Here is a 16270-nt window from a genome sequence, read left to right on the forward strand (position 1 = left end):
GCAGAGGTACGTGGGGGTAGTTCAATATGCGAACAAATATGTGAATGTCTTTTCATCACACATTTTATTTTCATGATATCATTTTAAAAAAATAGATATCAAAAGGAGAATACAAGATGCAAACATTAAAGGATTTAAAAACTAAAATAGAGAATAAGGTTTTTTCCTATAACCAATCAGAAGGTAAATTAGATTTTTCTGTAAGTTTCGGAACGAAAAATGTAGAAATAAATATTCAATTAGTTAAGAAAGACATTCGTGAAGTCAGAGGAATACCTAGGGAAATAGTAAATAAAACACTTTTTGTGAAAATTGCAGCTCGATTAGAAGATATAGAATTTGGAAATGCATTTGTAAAATTCACAAGAGTAATATCGGATAATATGCGATACAGCAACCCTGAAAAAATTCAAATATCGAATGAAACCATATTAGCTATGATGCAATGTCTAATTGAATACTGGAAGGGATATAAAAAAATAAAACAATTGAATGCCCTGTTTTTAAATGGTAGTTTTTATCCTCAGGAGATAATGGACGAATTTCGTATGGTAGCCTTAAAGGATAAGGACATTTGCGAGTGTGCAATGTATGACAAGGTAATAGTGAAGCCTAAAAACTTCAATATTTCCTTAGGATGTTTAGATGAAGAATACCAAGAAAGAATACTTCCAGTTTTGCAGTTGCAAAATGAACTAGAACATTTATTGGATGAAGAAAAAACATTTACAATGGAAAACTTGGAAGAAAAGTTCGCATATAATGTGGAAAATATGAAGTTCTATTTTGAAAATGCATATTTTAACATTAAAACGAAGGACAAAATGGTAGTAATTGAAGGAGAAGAAATTGAAACATTTGAAGTGCCATATAGGGAAGGTGTAGGAAGAGAGATTTTAAATGGCGTTGAAGAACAAAGACGTGTATTTAATTTAATGCATCCACCTATTCGTAATATTAAAGATTTAATGAGTAATCAAATATTTACTAATTTTCCAGATAACATGTATGAGAAAAAAATTGAAGAAATGGATGCTTTAATTGGAATGGGAAAGACAGAAGAGGAATGTGTTGAAATTATCGATGTTTTTGAGAAGTATAAGGACCTGAAACGTTTTGAAATGTGGAGAGCTAAGGGGAAATTCAAGGCGGCTAAAAATGATGATTTTGAATACTACTGCGTAAAAACAGAAAAGTATTTCTGGCATATCCTAGTCGATAAAGGAATTGAACTTTGGATGTATCCATCAGATAGTAATGAGTATCCTGAATATATTCATGAGGCATTATTTGAAGTTATGAAAAGAAGTATGAAGAAAAATTAATAAAAGACAATTAAAATAAAAAACGTTGGATTAATCCAACGTTTTTTTAGTTTATACTTTTAACTCAAACTCTCGATATAGTGTTGCGCCGATTGAGCAGCAATACTGCCATCTGCGGTAGCTGTAACAACTTGTCTTAACATTTTTTCTCTACAATCTCCAGCTGCAAATATTCCTGGTATAGATGTTTCAAGAATTTCGTTTGTTATGATAAATCCTTCTTCGTTTGAGATAGGTAGGTTTTTAAATGCTTCTGTTAAAGGTAACATGCCAATGTATATGAAGGCTCCGTTTGCTTTAAATTCTTTTCTTTCACCAGTATTTACATCTCTAATAGAAAGCTTTTCAACAACTTTTTCTCCTAGAATTTCATCTACAGTGTGGTTCCAAATGATTTCAACTTTTGGGTTATTTAATAATCGTTCTTGTAATATTGGCTGTGCTCTGAATTGGTCTCTTCTATGGATGACGGTTACTTTAGAAGCAAAACGAGTAAGATATAATGCTTCTTCTACAGCAGAGTCTCCGCCCCCAATTACTACTAATTCTCTTTCTTTAAAAAATGCTCCGTCACATACGGCGCAATAAGAAACTCCTCTTCCTGAAAGTTCTTTTTCTCCGGGAATGCCTAATTTTTTATGTTCGGTACCTGTAGCAATAATAATTGTTTTTGTTTTATAATTCTGTTTTGACGTTTCTACTATTTTGTAGTCACCATCTATGCTAATGCCTTTTACATCTCCATAAGTGTATTCAGCACCAAATTTTTGTGAATGTGAGAACATTTTAGTAGATAATTCTGGTCCTAATATGCTTTCGAAACCAGGGAAGTTTTCAATCTCTTCGGTATTTACCATTTGACCGCCAGGAACACCACGTTCAATCATTAGGGTCTTTAAATTTGCTCTTGCAGCATAAATAGCTGCTGTAAGTCCTGCTGGACCAGCTCCAATAATAATAACATCATATATTTGTGTCATATGTAATCCTCCATTGTTTAACTAATTATATGTTTTTTTATGAAATGTTCATTTTTCCTAAATGATATTTTCTAAAAAAAAATGTAAGAACCATATGAAACAAAGGGGGAATGAAAAATATTATGTTTTTTAACTATAAACTAATAAATCGGCTATAATCATTAAAAATAGTAATCACAACCAAGGAGGAAAATAAAATGAAAATGAATGGACAAATCGTAAAGGAATTAGGAAAGGAATTTCTAGTTGTAAAAATCGATTTTTACAATAATGGAGAAGATATCGAATACTTCTTATTTAGAAAGAGTGAAGTAACTGAAGAAAAAATTGCTCAGGTGTACAAAGAATACAATGAAGAGTATAATGCTGATAAATTCAAAGGTGAGTTTTACGATTATCTAGAAGAAAAAGGTATTAATTACGATTTACTTAAATGCCCTGAATTGAGATACAGAGAAATCATAAAATAAATTAGAAAGGATGATATGTATGAACAAGGAGCAAATCATTCAAATTATTAAAGACGAAGTTGTTTCTTTGAAATGGGATTATGAAAAGTGTCTTGAAGCCCTTACTAAAATTAACTTTGAAATAGATAAAGTTGTCGGTAACGAGCTTTTTGACGAATCAAAGATTAAAACATCAGTCGCAATGGCTTACTATGCATGTGCATAGGATTAAAGAAAATATATTTTAATTTTAGGACCTCTGTATTTTGGGGTCTTTTTTAATTTTTCTTTCACAAAAATATAAATCCAGAATAAAAAACGGAAATTTTATGTTTTTTAAATTCAGAATCCCTATAATGAAAATATCTTAAACATGGAAGGAGAAATCCAAATGAATGCGAACGCTTTGAAATTAGAAGAGGTACAAGTAGAAGAAAAAGAAATGTTTCAAAACCAGTTAGACAAACAACAGGTTGAAGAAAACGTAATAAAAGTGGTATCTAATAATGAAATTGCAAAAGAAAGAAAAGTTGAAAATGACATGTTAAAAGAGGATATTGCCAGGCTTCTAGGGGATGCAGATGAACCAACGGTGGTAGAGTTACCTAATGGTGAATTTGCTGTTATTAAAATTAGAAAAAACAAAAGAGAAGTTTTAGATAGAGAGGCTTTAGCACATGTTTCAAAGATTGATAAAGATGAATTTAAATCTCAACTTGATTTTGCAATGCTGGTTAAACAGGGAAAAATCACAACAAGTATGATTAAACATTGTATGGCAGAAAAAGAATCCAAAACAGTTTCTATTCGAGTTGTGAAAACCAATCCTTTGGCGAAAAAAAGAAAGAAATTCAAAAAAAATTCTTTTTAATTTTACATACATAATCGAATGTAAGTCAGTTGCCTTTAAAAAAGAAAATTAAAGGATGAAAGTGTTTCTGAGAAAGGAAGTCTTTGTAATAAAGGCTTCTTTTTTGTTTTGTATAAGTTCTACTCGTAATAAATGATTATAAAAAAAGGTTTGACAAAAAAATAAAATAATATATAAATATAGAAAAAAGCAAACGCTTTCATATAAAAAAAGCGTTTAAGAAGGTTTAATAAAAAAATAAGGAAATATATAGATATAGTACAACGCAAACGTTTTCGATTGATAATAAATAGGAGACGTTATTATAAAATTTAATATAATTAAGGGGGATTTTAGTATGAAAAAATCAACAAAAAAAGTGCTTTCTGGTGTATTAGCCCTATCTATTGGAGCGTCTTTACTAGCAGGTTGTTCTAATGGGGATGAAAAGGCTACAAATGATAATTCAAAAAAACCATCAGATAAACCCGTTCAAACTGCTGAACTTAAACCAGAACAAGGTGCTAAATTAGTTCTTTGGGATAATGGTGATTCTGAAGGAGAGTTTGCTAAATATGTAGCAAAAGAGTTTACGAAAAAATATAACGTGCCTGTAAAGGTAGAAAAAGTAAACCATACAGATTCTGCTGCTAAAATTGAAGCAGGAGGTCCAACCGGAAAAGGTGCCGATGTATTTGATGCAGCGCATGACCATGTAGGAAATATGGAAGTTGCGGGAAGTATTTTCCCTAATATGTCTGGTGATGACTACAAAAACCGCTTTGTTGACGCAGCTATCACAGGTACATCTGGAAAAGATGGATTTTATGGATTCCCACTAGCTGTTGAAACTTATGCTTTATATTATAACAAAGACCTTGTAAAAGAACCGGCTAAAACAATGGAAGAGTTATTTGCACAGGCAAAAGAATTCCAAAAAGGTTCTACAAGTAAAAATCCAAAATACGGTTTAATGCTTGAACCAGGTAATTTCTATTTCAATTATGCTTTTATGGGTGCTAATGGTGGATATGTATTTGGTGAAAACAAAGATGGAGGATTCGATACAAAAGATTTAGGATTGAATTCAGAAGGCGCTATTAAGTCTGGTGAATTTATGAAGAAAATTCATGATGAATTATTACCACTTAAAAAAGAAGATATCAACGGTGATTTAATATCTACTATGTTTAATGAAGGGAAATTAATGTATCGCATTTCTGGTCCTTGGGATATTAAGAATCATCAAGATGCTAAAGTGAATTTTGGTGTAACTACATTACCAGCGCTTGAAAATGGAAAAATTCCTACATCATTCTCTGGAATCAAAGCTTACTATGTAAGTGTTTATACAAAATATCCTAAAGCAGCAACGTTATTAGCTCAATTTGCTACTAGTGACGAAATGCTTCAAAAACGTTATGAGTTAACTGGACAATTACCACCTTCTAAAAAACTTCTAGAGAGTGAAGCGATTAAAAAAGATGAAATTCTTTCTGGTTTTGCGAAACAATTAGAACATTCTGTTCCAATGCCGAATATTGCAGAAATGCAAAAAGTTTGGGGACCAATGGAAAACGCATACTCTGCTATTTGGAATGGATTAGCTACTCCAAAAGCATCTCTAGATAGTGCAACTAAGCAAATTCAAGATTCTATTAAGGCTGAAAAGAAATAATAAGTATATGAAATTGCTTGGGTAATTGAATAGCAAGCCAGTACCAATTCATGGTATTGGCTTGTATTTTTAGAAAAGAGGAAGGTGGATATTGTGCGTTCACAATCAAAAGTAGCAGCTTTGTTGTCAGCCTTATTTATGGGTTTAGGTCAACTATATAACCGTCAATATGTAAAAGGTATCAGTTATATTTTATTAGAATTATATCTAATCATTATGTATTCTGCTGATTTGAAATATGCTATGTGGGGATTATTTACCTTAGGCGAAACTAAACAACATATTGAGGGGTTTAATGTAATTCAAGGTGATAATTCAATACATCTATTGATTATGGGTTTAATTTTCACAATCGCACTGTCCCTGTTTATGTGGACATATGTGTTGAATGTACGTGATGCTTATAAAGTTGGGAAAGAAAAAGAAGCTGGCATTGAGCCAAACAGCATTAAGAAAACAGTAAGAAACATATATGAAAATGGATTTCCTGTTTTGCTTTTATTACCACCGATTATTTGCACGGCTTTTTTAACAGTTTTACCGTTGTTATTTGGTGTTTTATTAGCTTTTACAAACTATTCTTCACCAAACCACATACCACCTAAAGGGTTGGTAGATTGGGTAGGTCTACAGACTTTTACTGATTTATTCCAAATGAGCATGTGGAGTGGGACATTTAAAGGCGTATTTTTATGGACGGTTATTTGGGCAGTTCTTTCTACCGCGACTACTTTCTTCGGAGGGTTATTTGTAGCGATTATTATCAATCAAAAGGGAATCGTTCTCAAACGTTTTTGGCGTTCCGTATTTATTTTACCTTGGGCTATTCCGCAGTTTGTATCTATTTTGATTATGCAAAATTTATTTAGTGGCGAATTTGGACCTATAAATCAATATTTAATGCAATTTGGTATTATTGATTCTCCGATTTATTGGCTAAGTGACCCATTACTTGCAAAAATCACAATTGTAGTCGTGAACATTTGGTTTGGATTCCCTTACTGGATGGTTCTAATGAGTGGTGTTATGACTACAATTGACAAAGAACTTTATGAAGCTGCTGATGTTGATGGGGCTACGAATACACAAAAGTTTTGGAAGATTACAATGCCAATCGTGATGTTTTCAACTGCTCCGCTATTAATCATGAGTTTTGCGGGTAACTTTAATAACTTTAATATGATATATCTTATGACAAAGGGTGGACCGGTAAATCCTGATTATCAATATGCAGGTTCAACTGACATTTTAATTTCTTGGATTTATAAGATGACATTAGAACAACATCAATATGCAATGGCATCAGTTGTGTCTATTTTAATCTTCATTGTTATAGCAACGCTTTCTGTTTGGAATTTCAGAAAAACTAAAGCGTTCAAAGAGGAGGATATGATGTCATGATGGGGAAAAAGAAGATTTTTAATTTTTTACGTTTAGCATTTAGTTATGTATTCTTATTTGTTTTAGTATTTGTAGTTTTATTTCCTATTTTCTTAGTCATCATAGGAAGTTTTAAATCTGGAAACTCTATAACTATTACATCTTTCAAAGATTTACATTTTTCACTAGACCACTATCGATACTTGTTTGAGAAAACAGATTATTTCCAATGGTATTGGAATACATTAAAAATTGCTACTGGTAATATGATTTTATCAACCGTACTGGTAGTAACGGCAGGATATGCGTTTTCACGTTATCGCTTCCCAGGTCGTAAGCAAGGATTAATGACTATGTTAGTTCTACAAATGTTTCCATCTTTTATGGGAATGATAGCTATCTTCCTATTACTTGATAGAGTAGGTCTACTAGATACACATCTTGGATTGATATTAGTATATGCTGGAGGTGCCATTCCGTTTGGCGCTTGGTTAGTGAAAGGGTACTTTGATGGAATCCCTCGTAGCTTAGAAGAGGCAGCAAGAATTGATGGGGCAGGACATGCAACTGTGTTTTTCAGAGTTATGATGCCTTTATCTAAACCAATTTTAGTGTTTGTTGCAGTGAACAATTTCATTGGACCTTGGATGGACTTTATTTTCGCTAGGTTAGTTTTAACTTCCACAGAAAAGAAAACATTAGCAATTGGATTGTTTGAGATGGTAACAGGAAGAGGGAACACTCAATTTACAAACTTTGCAGCAGGAGCAGTGTTAGTAGCAGTTCCAATTACGATTCTATTCATCATTTTCCAAAAACATATAGTTGATGGATTAACGGCTGGAGCAAATAAGGGTTAATATCCTTATTTGCTAAAGCTTTCGTTTAAAAAGGGAGGAAATAAAAATGTCTAAAATCAAACTTGAAAGTGTTTATAAAATATATCCAAATGCAGAAAAACCGTCAGTAACCGATTTTAATTTAGAAATTGATGAGGGAGAATTCATTGTATTTGTAGGTCCATCTGGTTGTGGAAAATCTACAACTTTACGAATGATAGCAGGTCTTGAAGATATTTCAGAAGGCGTTCTTTCTATGGGGGGTAAAAAGGTGAATGATGTTGCTCCAAAAGACCGTGACATTGCGATGGTTTTCCAAAACTATGCTTTGTACCCACATATGAATCTGTATGATAATATGGCATTTGGATTAAAGTTAAGAAAATTTCCTAAAGAAGAAATTAAACAACGTGTAGAAGAAGCAGCAAGAATTCTTGGTTTAACAGAAATGTTGGAAAGAAAACCTAAGGCATTATCTGGAGGTCAAAGACAGCGTGTTGCATTAGGTCGTGCAATTGTAAGAAATCCAAAAGTGTTTTTGATGGATGAACCGTTATCTAATTTAGATGCAAAGTTACGTGTACAAATGCGTGCGGAAATCTCTAAATTACATCATAGTTTAGGTGCCACAACAATTTACGTAACACATGACCAAACAGAAGCGATGACAATGGCTGATAGAATTGTTGTTATGAAAGATGGTTTAATTCAACAAATAGGGACACCTAAAGAGGTTTATACAAATCCAAACAATGTATTCGTAGCGCAATTTATTGGAAGTCCAGCAATGAACACGATTAGTGGAAAATTGATTGGGAATGACTTTGTTCTTGGTGATGTGAAACTTCGTATTCCAGATTCTAAAGTGAAGGTTCTTCATGAAAGAGGGTACGATGGAAAGGATATTATTATAGGTGTTCGTCCAGAAAATATTTACGATGAAAATATTATGATGGAAACATACTCTAATGCATTATTGGATTTTAAAATTGAAGTGTTCGAGGTATTAGGAGCCGAAACGATTTTATATTCTAAGTTTGGTGGGCAAACTATTCTAGCAAAGATTAGTGCTCGTACAGATGTAAGAGTAGGGGACACTGTAACATTAGCAGTAGATATGAATAAAGTTCACTTCTTTGATGTAGATACAGAAGAAAGAATATAATATTAACGTGTGAGACATCTCAATTCGAATATAGAATTGGGATGTCTTTTTCTGATGGAAAATAAAATGATGATAAAAAAGACAGCATATATGCTGTCTTATTTGAAGATATAATAACCGTATGGTGGGACTTCTAATATACGTTGACTATTAGTATTGTTATCTGAATTTGATAAAATTTGTGTTAAATGATGATGTTTAAAGCTTATTTCTTTTCCAGTGTTTGTTGGGTTTATAATGATAAATATTTTTTCGTCTTTATAACGTTTTTCGAAAACTAATACATCATTGTGAGGATGATGAACAATATCTCCTGTATAAAGAGAAGGTGTTTCATTTCTTAATTTAATTAAGGATTGTACAAATGTAAATAGCTCTGTATCTTGTTTTTCCTTTTCCCATATCATACATTTTCGGCAACCAGGGTCATTTTCTCCATCCATGCCAATTTCATCACCGTAATAAATACAAGGGGAGCCACTAAACATTAATTGATACAAAAATAACAATTTCAGCTTATCTTTATTATGATTGCAAATGTTTAAAATACGCGCGGTATCGTGACTACCTAACAGATTAAAAGCTACTTCGTTTACGTTCTTTGGATATTTAAATAATAGTTCTTCAATTCCATTTTTGAATTCTGAAATTGAAATTTTTTCCCTGGCAATTAAATCTAATACTAATTCTGTAAATGGATAGTTCATTACAGCATCAAATTGGTCTCCTTGTAACCAAGGCATTGAATCATGCCAAATCTCACCTAAAATATATACTTCTTTTTTTGTTTCTTTAACTACTTTGCGGAATTCTCTCCAGAATTGATGGTCAACTTCATTAGCTACATCTAATCTCCAACCATCGATATCACACTCTACAATCCAATGACGCGCCACATTTAACAGGTATTTCTTAACTTCAGGATTTTCTGTATTAAATTTTGGCATCATATGGGTAAATGCAAATGTATCATATGATGGAAGCGGATTTGTCTTTATAGGGAATTCATGAATATGGAACCAATCTTTGTATATGGAATTCTCTCCGTTTTTTAGAACATCTTGAAAAGGCTCAAAGTAAAATCCACAATGATTAAATACAGCATCAAGCATTACTTTGATTCCGCGTTTATGGCACTCAGAAACCAATCTTTTTAATGTTTCTGTATCACCAAAGTGAGGGTCGATGCTCATGTAATCAGTAGTATCATATTTGTGGTTGGTACTAGCATTGAAAATAGGGGTAAAGTAAATTCCGTTTACTCCTAATTCGTTTAAATGGTCTAAATGTTGAATGACTCCTTCTAAATCTCCGCCAAAAAAGTTTTCTGGTGTAGGTTCTGTTTTATCCCACTCCAATGTATTTTCTGGATTAAGGGAAGAATCTCCATTTGCAAAGCGTTCTGGGAATATTTGATACCATACCGTGCTCTTTACCCATTCCGGGGCAGTAAATACATCAACATTATTTAAAAATGGGAATTTGAATTGACTCTTAATGTCTGTAGCATTTTCAAAAAAGCCACGTTCTGTATAAAATAATGTTTCTTCTCCATCAGATAATTCAAACCAATATTCTACTCTGCGATGAGGTGGAATTAATTCAGCTTGCCAAAAATCATATAGAACATTTGAACCTACTTTTTTCATAGGTGTTATGGTATGCCCTAGACCAGCCCCATTCCAATGAAAAGGGTCTTTAAAATGAATATTTACTGTTTCTACATCATCTTTTTTTGTTTGAATTCGAATATGTAGTGTTTTATTGTCATAAGCATAGGCAAAATTATTTTTTGGTCTATGATAAATAGCTTCTTTTAACATAAAAAACCTCCTAAAATGTAACTGTTTATTATTTAAAAATAAATATATAAAAACCTAGTAAGCGTTTTCCTTAATAAGATTAGAAGCAGCATCGTTTCCGATGCCACTTTGTTATTTTTGAAAATTAATGTTGAATACCGATAAATTATCAAGGTGTTTACCTTCAAATTTACGTTTTTAGGTATAGTGAAATATATTTTGTTGTATTTCTTATGAATGTCTAGAAATGACTCGTTTAAATAAAATTTATTTTAGAATGTATATTCTGGCTTCATATGGTTTTAATATAATTCTTGAACTGTCTACATTTTCTATAGGATAGTTATGTAGAATCAGTTGAGTATTTTCTGAAACGAATTCTTCAGGAAGAGAAAACGTATTATTGGATTCACTGAAGTTGCATAGAATCAATGCTTTTTCATTGCCTAATGTTCGAGTGTAAACAAATAAATTTTCATCTTCTTCGAATAACAGCTCATAGTTTCCATAAACAAAGATGTCGTGTTCTTTTCTGATTTTAATCATGGTTTTATAAAAATTAAGAATAGAGTTTTCTTCATGTAATTGTTTTTCGACATTAATGGATTTGTAATTAGGATTTACCCCAAACCAGGTTGTATTGCCTGTTGTAAATCCACCAAAATGACTGTCATTCCATTGCATTGGAGTACGGGAATTATCTCTGCCGCGAGACCAAATAACTTTCATTATTTCTTCGTGAGGATGACCTTTTTCTTTTTCGATTCGATAGTAATTTAACATTCCAACGTCGTTGTAATCTTCAATATTAGGGAATTGAACATTTGTCATTCCAATTTCTTGTCCTTGATAAATATAAGGTGTGCCTTTCATAAAGAAATAAAGAGTAGCTAGCATTTTTGCGCTTTCTTCCCAATATTCTTTTTCGTTCCCCCAACTGGATACAGAGCGTGTTTGGTCATGGTTTTCGAAGAATAAAGCATTCCATCCTCTGCCTTCAAGACCATTTTGCCATTTAGTTAGTGCTTTCTTTAGAGCACGGACGTCTACGGAATTGTCAGTTCCTTTGTCCCATAAACCTAAATGTTCAAATTGGAATATCATATTGAAATATCCATTTTCCTCGCCAACCCATTTATCTGCATCATCTAAACCTACACCATTAGCTTCGCCAACAGTCATGATGTCATAGTTTTTTAATGTTTTATCTTTGAATTCAGATAAGAAGTTATCGATTCCATCAACGTTCATCATGTGTTCGAAACATGGAACAAATTCTTTGTCTTCTGGATTATCTATATCAGGAAATCCTGGTGTCTTTTTGATATGACTAATAGCATCTACACGAAAACCATCTATACCTTTATCAAGCCACCAATTTACCATATCATAAAGCGCATTACGTACTTCTTCATTTTCCCAGTTTAAATCGGGTTGTTTAGTTGAAAAGATATGCATAAAATGTTGGTCAGTTTCTTTATCGTATTTCCATGCTGAGCCACTAAAGATTGACTCCCAATTGTTAGGCTCTTTGCCATTTTTACCGTCTTCCCAAATATACCAATCACGTTTAGGGTTATTCTTAGAAGAACGTGACTCGATAAACCAAGGATGTTCATCACTCGTGTGATTGATAACTAAATCTAAAATGATTTTCATATCTCTTTTATGTACTTCTTCTAATAGCAAATCAAAATCTTCCATTGTACCAAACTCATCCATTATGTCTTGATAATCACTGATATCGTAACCATTATCATCATTAGGGGATTTATACATAGGACAAATCCAAATGACATCAATGCCTAAATCCTTTAAGTAATCTAATTTGCTGATAATTCCTTTTAAATCACCAATTCCATCAGCATTCGAATCCATAAAACTACGTGGGTAAATTTGATATACTACACTTTCTTTCCACCATTTTTTATTCATGATTATAGCCTCCTAAAAATAAAAGCGTTTTCAATATTATTAAATAAATAAATGCTTTGTCCTTTAATTAACAATTTTCGATTGAAAAGGACTACTAAGATTTTAGCAGTCCTTCATATAAAATCAATTATTTTTTTAGTCTATAGACTCTAGCTTCATATGGATTTAATACTATTTTAGAAATATCTTCATTTTGATTTATTTCGTAATTAGAAATAAGTAATTCTGTTGATGTGAAATCAATACCTTTAGGTAAATTGAAAGTAGGGGAGTTGTTAGTAAAATTACAGATTACTAAAACTTTGTCTTCTCCCAATGTACGTGTAAAAGCATAGATTTCTTCGTCGTCTTCTAAAATTAAGTCGTATGTTCCATAGACAATTATTTCGTTTTGTTTTCTTAGTTCGATGAGTTTTTTGTAATAATAAAATATGGAATCTTTATTTTTTAAAGCAGATTCAGCATTAATTTCTTTGAAATTTGGATTTACTTGAATCCAAGGTGTACCTTTAGTGAATCCAGCATTTTCTGTATCGTTCCATTGAACAGGTGTTCTTGCGTTATCTCGGCTGCGTTCATGTATGCCTCTCATCAATTCTTCACGACTTAAAGAACCTTCTTCTACAAGTTCCTTATAAGCGTTTAGTGTTTCAATATCTCGGTAATCATTGATATTTGCAAATGAAACATTTGTCATCCCAATTTCTTCACCTTGATAAATATAAGGAGAACCCTGAAGAGTGTGTAATAGGGTAGCTAACATTTTACCTGATACTTCTCGGTACTCTGGAGAATCATTTCCCCAACGAGAAATAGCTCTAGGTTGGTCATGGTTACTCCAATACAGGCTGTTCCAACCATCCTTTTCTAATCCCTTTTGCCAATTAGTAAAGATTTTTTTTAGTTGGGTTAGATTCCATTTAACAGGATTCCATTTTCCATAAGAACCATTCCCTAAGTCAACATGCTCGAAATGGAAGACCATATTAAGTTCATTTCTGTTTTCACCAGTATAAAGTTTTCCTTGTTCTGCATTAACTCCCGGCATTTCTCCAACAGTAATAGTGTCATATTTACTTAGTGCTTCTTTATTCATCTCTTGTAAAAAGTCGTGGATGGAAGGACCATTTAAAAAGTGTGGACCACCATCACCATATTTATTACCTTCTTGAGTTAGACCATCAGGATAAGATGTGTCCTTTGAAATGAAGTTAATAACATCCATTCTGAAGCCATCAACACCTTTATCTAGCCAGTAGCACATCATATCGTAAATTTCTTTTCGGAGAGTAGGGTTTTCCCAGTTTAAATCCGGTTGTTTTTTGCTAAATAAGTGTAAATAATACTCATCTGTGTTTTCATCATATTCCCATGCTGAACCTCCGAAAGCAGCCCCCCAATTTGTAGGAGGTTTTCCGTCTTTTCCAGGTTTCCAAATGTAATAATCTCTATAAGGATTATCTTTTGATTTTTTAGATTCGATAAACCAATGATGTTCATCACTAGAATGATTTACTACTAAATCCATCATGATTTTGATTTCTCGTTTGTGCGCTTCTTCTAGCATCTCATGAAAATCTTCCATAGTTCCGAATTCATCCATGATATTTCTGTAATCTGATATATCATAACCATTATCATCATTTGGAGATTTATAAACAGGTGACAACCAAATAACATTGATTCCAAGTTCTTGTAAGTAATCTAGTTTTTGTGTTATTCCTTTGATATCACCAATTCCATCATTGTTTGAATCATTAAAACTTCTTGGGTAAATTTGATAAATGACACTTTCTTTCCACCATTTTTTATTCATATATTAGTATTCCTCACTTTATGAATTAATAGAAACTACAATGTAATTTTAAAAAAATATTAATTTTTTCCTCTTTAGGGATGGGTGTAATTGCATTTGTATTGATAAAAAACCCCATATGGGGTTTTTTATTTTTGTGTATGACCAGTTATATCAATAAAAGGAGTTGCTCCACCTGTAACATTCGGTAATGTACCGTTCCATTTGTTGATTGCTTTTTCTTGTACATCTAACGCTTTTTCTTGTACTTCAATTTCTTTCAAACGAACTAGTTCAGGTGTTACCGCTAGTTTTTTCATTTCTAAAGCTTTTGCTTCTGCTTGTGCTGAAGTGATTTTTTGTTCTGCTTCAATTTTTACTTTTTCTAAAACACGTTTTGCTTTAAGAGCATCCTGCTCAGCGCTCTGCTTTCCTTCTATGGCGTGGTTGAATTCATCTGAGAAGGCGAAAGCGGTGAGTGAAATTTCATTTAATGTAATGTTATATTTAGCTAATTTTGCAGTTAACATTTCTTTCACTTTCGCAGAAACTTCAGTACGTTTTGTGATTAACTCTTCAGCTGTGTATTCAGCAGTAACCGCTTTTAAAGATTCGGAAATTGCAGGTTCTACGATTCTAGCTCTATAATCTAAACCTACATCTTTGTATAGTTTATTTACTGAATTAGGATTTAAAGAGTAGTTAACGGCTACGGTTGTTGTGACATTCTGCATGTCACGACTCGCAGACATCTGAGAACTTTCTGATTTTTGGATTCTAACCTCTATAGGAACTACTGTTTCCACAAAAGGAATTTTAACGTTAAATCCTTCTGAAAAAACTTTTGGTTGAACTTGTTGCAAATTAAGAACAACGCCACTGTGACCTGCTGGAACAATAGTGATTGAACTTATAGCAGTAACTGCTGCCACTGAAAGTAAAACTATACCTGTAATTTTCGTTTTCAACATATTGACACCCCTAATACTCTAAAATCACTAAATATTTCCATGCTTCAGAAAACATCCCTTTAAAGAATATGGTCTAATATTTTTTTGTAAGAAGAAGGGTGAAAGGTTCTTTTTTATTTGAAGGAGTAGAAACTCTAGTAAATAATTCTGAAGCAGAAATAGAAAAACATAAGGAAGTGATATTTATTATTAATTCTATAAGTGGAAATAGAACAAATTCAATGTCAGCAATAGACATAGACAAAGATTATGCCCAAATTAAGAAGGAATTAAGTGCAACAGAAGACTTTGAAAGAGTGTTGTATCAACAAAATGCAAATAGTCCTCATAAGGTATTTAAAGATGCTGAGGAAGAGATAAAAAATGCTATGAATAATACATCAAATATACCGTCTCAAAATCATATTGATTTTGGAACAAAAATAACGCCAGAAAGTGCATATAAAAAATATGGCGAGGGTAACGAAACATCCATCACTAAACAAAATGAGAAAAAAGAATCACCAATAGAGGTGACACCGCCAAAAACTGAGACAGTACAGAAACCGGCTGAAGAAACAAAGATTGAAAAACCTGCTCCAGAGCCTGTACCTGAACCGACTCCAATATCTCCTAAACCTGAGGAGGTAAATCCTTCTGTAAATGATTATTATAAAAATGGTCATGCAAAAGTTACAGGTGATGTAGAAAGGTACAGAAGTATTGTTGAAAGGGAAGCTAGTAAATATGGTCTGCAAGATTATACAGATGTTTTATTATCTTTAATTATGCAGGAATCTAGCGGTACACTTGCGGATGTAATGCAATCATCAGAAAGTGCTGGTCTAAAACCTGGTGCAATTACTGACCCGGAAAAAAGCATAGTGCAGGGATTGAAACATTTTTCATCAGTATTTAAAAGTGCAGAGGGAGATATACCATTAACGTTACAATCGTATAATTTCGGAGGTAACTTTATTAGGTGGTTGAAAAAGAATGGGCTAGAAGGTTATTCACCTGAAAATGCACAGGCGTATTCAAAGTGGTTAAAACAAAACTTTGGGATGACTGGGGACCCTAAATATGTTCAACACGTCCTTAGATATTATGAAAAATAATAAA

Annotated in this window: 14 protein-coding genes; 9 read left to right on the top strand and 5 right to left on the bottom strand. The window is 32.6% G+C overall.

The features are described from left to right. The first annotated feature begins 116 nt into the window (after positions 1-116). Positions 117-1325 carry a hypothetical protein gene (locus tag PDL00_RS02750; protein ID WP_270726160.1) on the top strand — a complete coding sequence of 403 codons (1209 nt, stop codon included), beginning with the start codon at positions 117-119 and terminating at the stop codon, positions 1323-1325. Positions 1326-1384: 59 nt separating this feature from the next. Here the strand turns inward: PDL00_RS02750 and trxB are convergent, their stop codons facing one another. Further along, entirely contained in the window at positions 1385-2305 is a 921-nt protein-coding gene (gene trxB / locus PDL00_RS02755; RefSeq protein WP_270726162.1) for a thioredoxin-disulfide reductase, read from the bottom strand. A gap of 197 nt (positions 2306-2502) precedes the next feature. On the opposite strand from trxB, the gene PDL00_RS02760 reads away from it, so the two are divergent. From PDL00_RS02760 to PDL00_RS02790, 7 genes are all read left to right on the top strand, one after another. Further along, a complete protein-coding gene (locus PDL00_RS02760; protein WP_270726164.1) occupies positions 2503-2775 on the top strand; it encodes a hypothetical protein in 273 nt (90 codons plus the stop codon). A 19-nt stretch (positions 2776-2794) separates the two neighbouring features. Then, entirely contained in the window at positions 2795-2980 is a 186-nt protein-coding gene (locus PDL00_RS02765; protein ID WP_270726167.1) for a hypothetical protein, read from the top strand. 165 nt (positions 2981-3145) lie between these two features. Then, positions 3146-3625, top strand: coding sequence for a hypothetical protein (locus PDL00_RS02770; protein ID WP_270726169.1), 480 nt, complete (start codon positions 3146-3148; stop codon positions 3623-3625). Between the two features lie 337 nt (positions 3626-3962). Beyond that, on the top strand, positions 3963-5282 hold the full coding sequence (locus PDL00_RS02775) for a sugar ABC transporter substrate-binding protein (RefSeq protein ID WP_270726172.1): 1320 nt from the start codon (positions 3963-3965) through the stop codon (positions 5280-5282). Positions 5283-5375: 93 nt separating this feature from the next. After that, complete coding sequence (locus PDL00_RS02780; protein WP_333563523.1) at positions 5376-6683, top strand: sugar ABC transporter permease; 1308 nt, start codon at positions 5376-5378, stop codon at positions 6681-6683. Further along, complete coding sequence (locus PDL00_RS02785; protein WP_442868303.1) at positions 6680-7522, top strand: sugar ABC transporter permease; 843 nt, start codon at positions 6680-6682, stop codon at positions 7520-7522. The genes PDL00_RS02780 and PDL00_RS02785 overlap by 4 nt, the downstream gene beginning before the upstream one ends. Before the next feature lie 46 nt (positions 7523-7568). Next, positions 7569-8666 (top strand): ABC transporter ATP-binding protein, encoded by a 1098-nt coding sequence (locus PDL00_RS02790; RefSeq protein ID WP_270726176.1) that lies wholly within the window; start codon positions 7569-7571, stop codon positions 8664-8666. Positions 8667-8764: 98 nt separating this feature from the next. Here the strand turns inward: PDL00_RS02790 and PDL00_RS02795 are convergent, their stop codons facing one another. The 4 genes from PDL00_RS02795 to PDL00_RS02810 form a co-directional block, all read right to left on the bottom strand. Beyond that, the gene (locus PDL00_RS02795; RefSeq protein WP_270726179.1) at positions 8765-10489 is read right to left on the bottom strand and encodes a glycoside hydrolase family 13 protein; all 1725 of its coding nucleotides are present in this window, start codon (positions 10487-10489) and stop codon (positions 8765-8767) included. Between the two features lie 246 nt (positions 10490-10735). Beyond that, positions 10736-12403, bottom strand: coding sequence for a glycoside hydrolase family 13 protein (locus PDL00_RS02800; protein ID WP_270726181.1), 1668 nt, complete (start codon positions 12401-12403; stop codon positions 10736-10738). A gap of 127 nt (positions 12404-12530) precedes the next feature. Further along, a complete protein-coding gene (locus tag PDL00_RS02805) occupies positions 12531-14219 on the bottom strand; it encodes a glycoside hydrolase family 13 protein (RefSeq protein ID WP_270726183.1) in 1689 nt (562 codons plus the stop codon). Between the two features lie 128 nt (positions 14220-14347). After that, positions 14348-15169 (bottom strand): prohibitin family protein, encoded by an 822-nt coding sequence (locus PDL00_RS02810; protein ID WP_270726184.1) that lies wholly within the window; start codon positions 15167-15169, stop codon positions 14348-14350. A 98-nt stretch (positions 15170-15267) separates the two neighbouring features. Here PDL00_RS02810 and PDL00_RS02815 point away from each other — a divergent pair, with 98 nt between their 5' ends. Next, positions 15268-16266 carry a lysozyme family protein gene (locus tag PDL00_RS02815; RefSeq protein ID WP_270726185.1) on the top strand — a complete coding sequence of 333 codons (999 nt, stop codon included), beginning with the start codon at positions 15268-15270 and terminating at the stop codon, positions 16264-16266. Positions 16267-16270 lie beyond the last annotated feature (4 nt).

Source organism: Bacillus cereus group sp. TH152-1LC (assembly GCF_027710505.1).
GTDB lineage: Bacteria > Bacillota > Bacilli > Bacillales > Bacillaceae_G > Bacillus_A > Bacillus_A mobilis.

Bases quoted from the DNA above. Each gene is read 5' to 3' on its own strand.
- PDL00_RS02805 (WP_270726183.1), bottom strand. From the start codon at position 14,219: ATGAATAAAAAATGGTGGAAAGAAAGTGTCATTTATCAAATTTACCCA.
- trxB (WP_270726162.1), bottom strand. From the start codon at position 2,305: ATGACACAAATATATGATGTTATTATTATTGGAGCTGGTCCAGCAGGA.
- PDL00_RS02795 (WP_270726179.1), bottom strand. From the start codon at position 10,489: ATGTTAAAAGAAGCTATTTATCATAGACCAAAAAATAATTTTGCCTAT.
- PDL00_RS02775 (WP_270726172.1), top strand. From the start codon at position 3,963: ATGAAAAAATCAACAAAAAAAGTGCTTTCTGGTGTATTAGCCCTATCT.
- PDL00_RS02810 (WP_270726184.1), bottom strand. From the start codon at position 15,169: ATGTTGAAAACGAAAATTACAGGTATAGTTTTACTTTCAGTGGCAGCA.
- PDL00_RS02790 (WP_270726176.1), top strand. From the start codon at position 7,569: ATGTCTAAAATCAAACTTGAAAGTGTTTATAAAATATATCCAAATGCA.
- PDL00_RS02760 (WP_270726164.1), top strand. From the start codon at position 2,503: ATGAAAATGAATGGACAAATCGTAAAGGAATTAGGAAAGGAATTTCTA.
- PDL00_RS02800 (WP_270726181.1), bottom strand. From the start codon at position 12,403: ATGAATAAAAAATGGTGGAAAGAAAGTGTAGTATATCAAATTTACCCA.
- PDL00_RS02765 (WP_270726167.1), top strand. From the start codon at position 2,795: ATGAACAAGGAGCAAATCATTCAAATTATTAAAGACGAAGTTGTTTCT.
- PDL00_RS02770 (WP_270726169.1), top strand. From the start codon at position 3,146: ATGAATGCGAACGCTTTGAAATTAGAAGAGGTACAAGTAGAAGAAAAA.
- PDL00_RS02750 (WP_270726160.1), top strand. From the start codon at position 117: ATGCAAACATTAAAGGATTTAAAAACTAAAATAGAGAATAAGGTTTTT.
- PDL00_RS02785 (WP_442868303.1), top strand. From the start codon at position 6,680: ATGATGGGGAAAAAGAAGATTTTTAATTTTTTACGTTTAGCATTTAGT.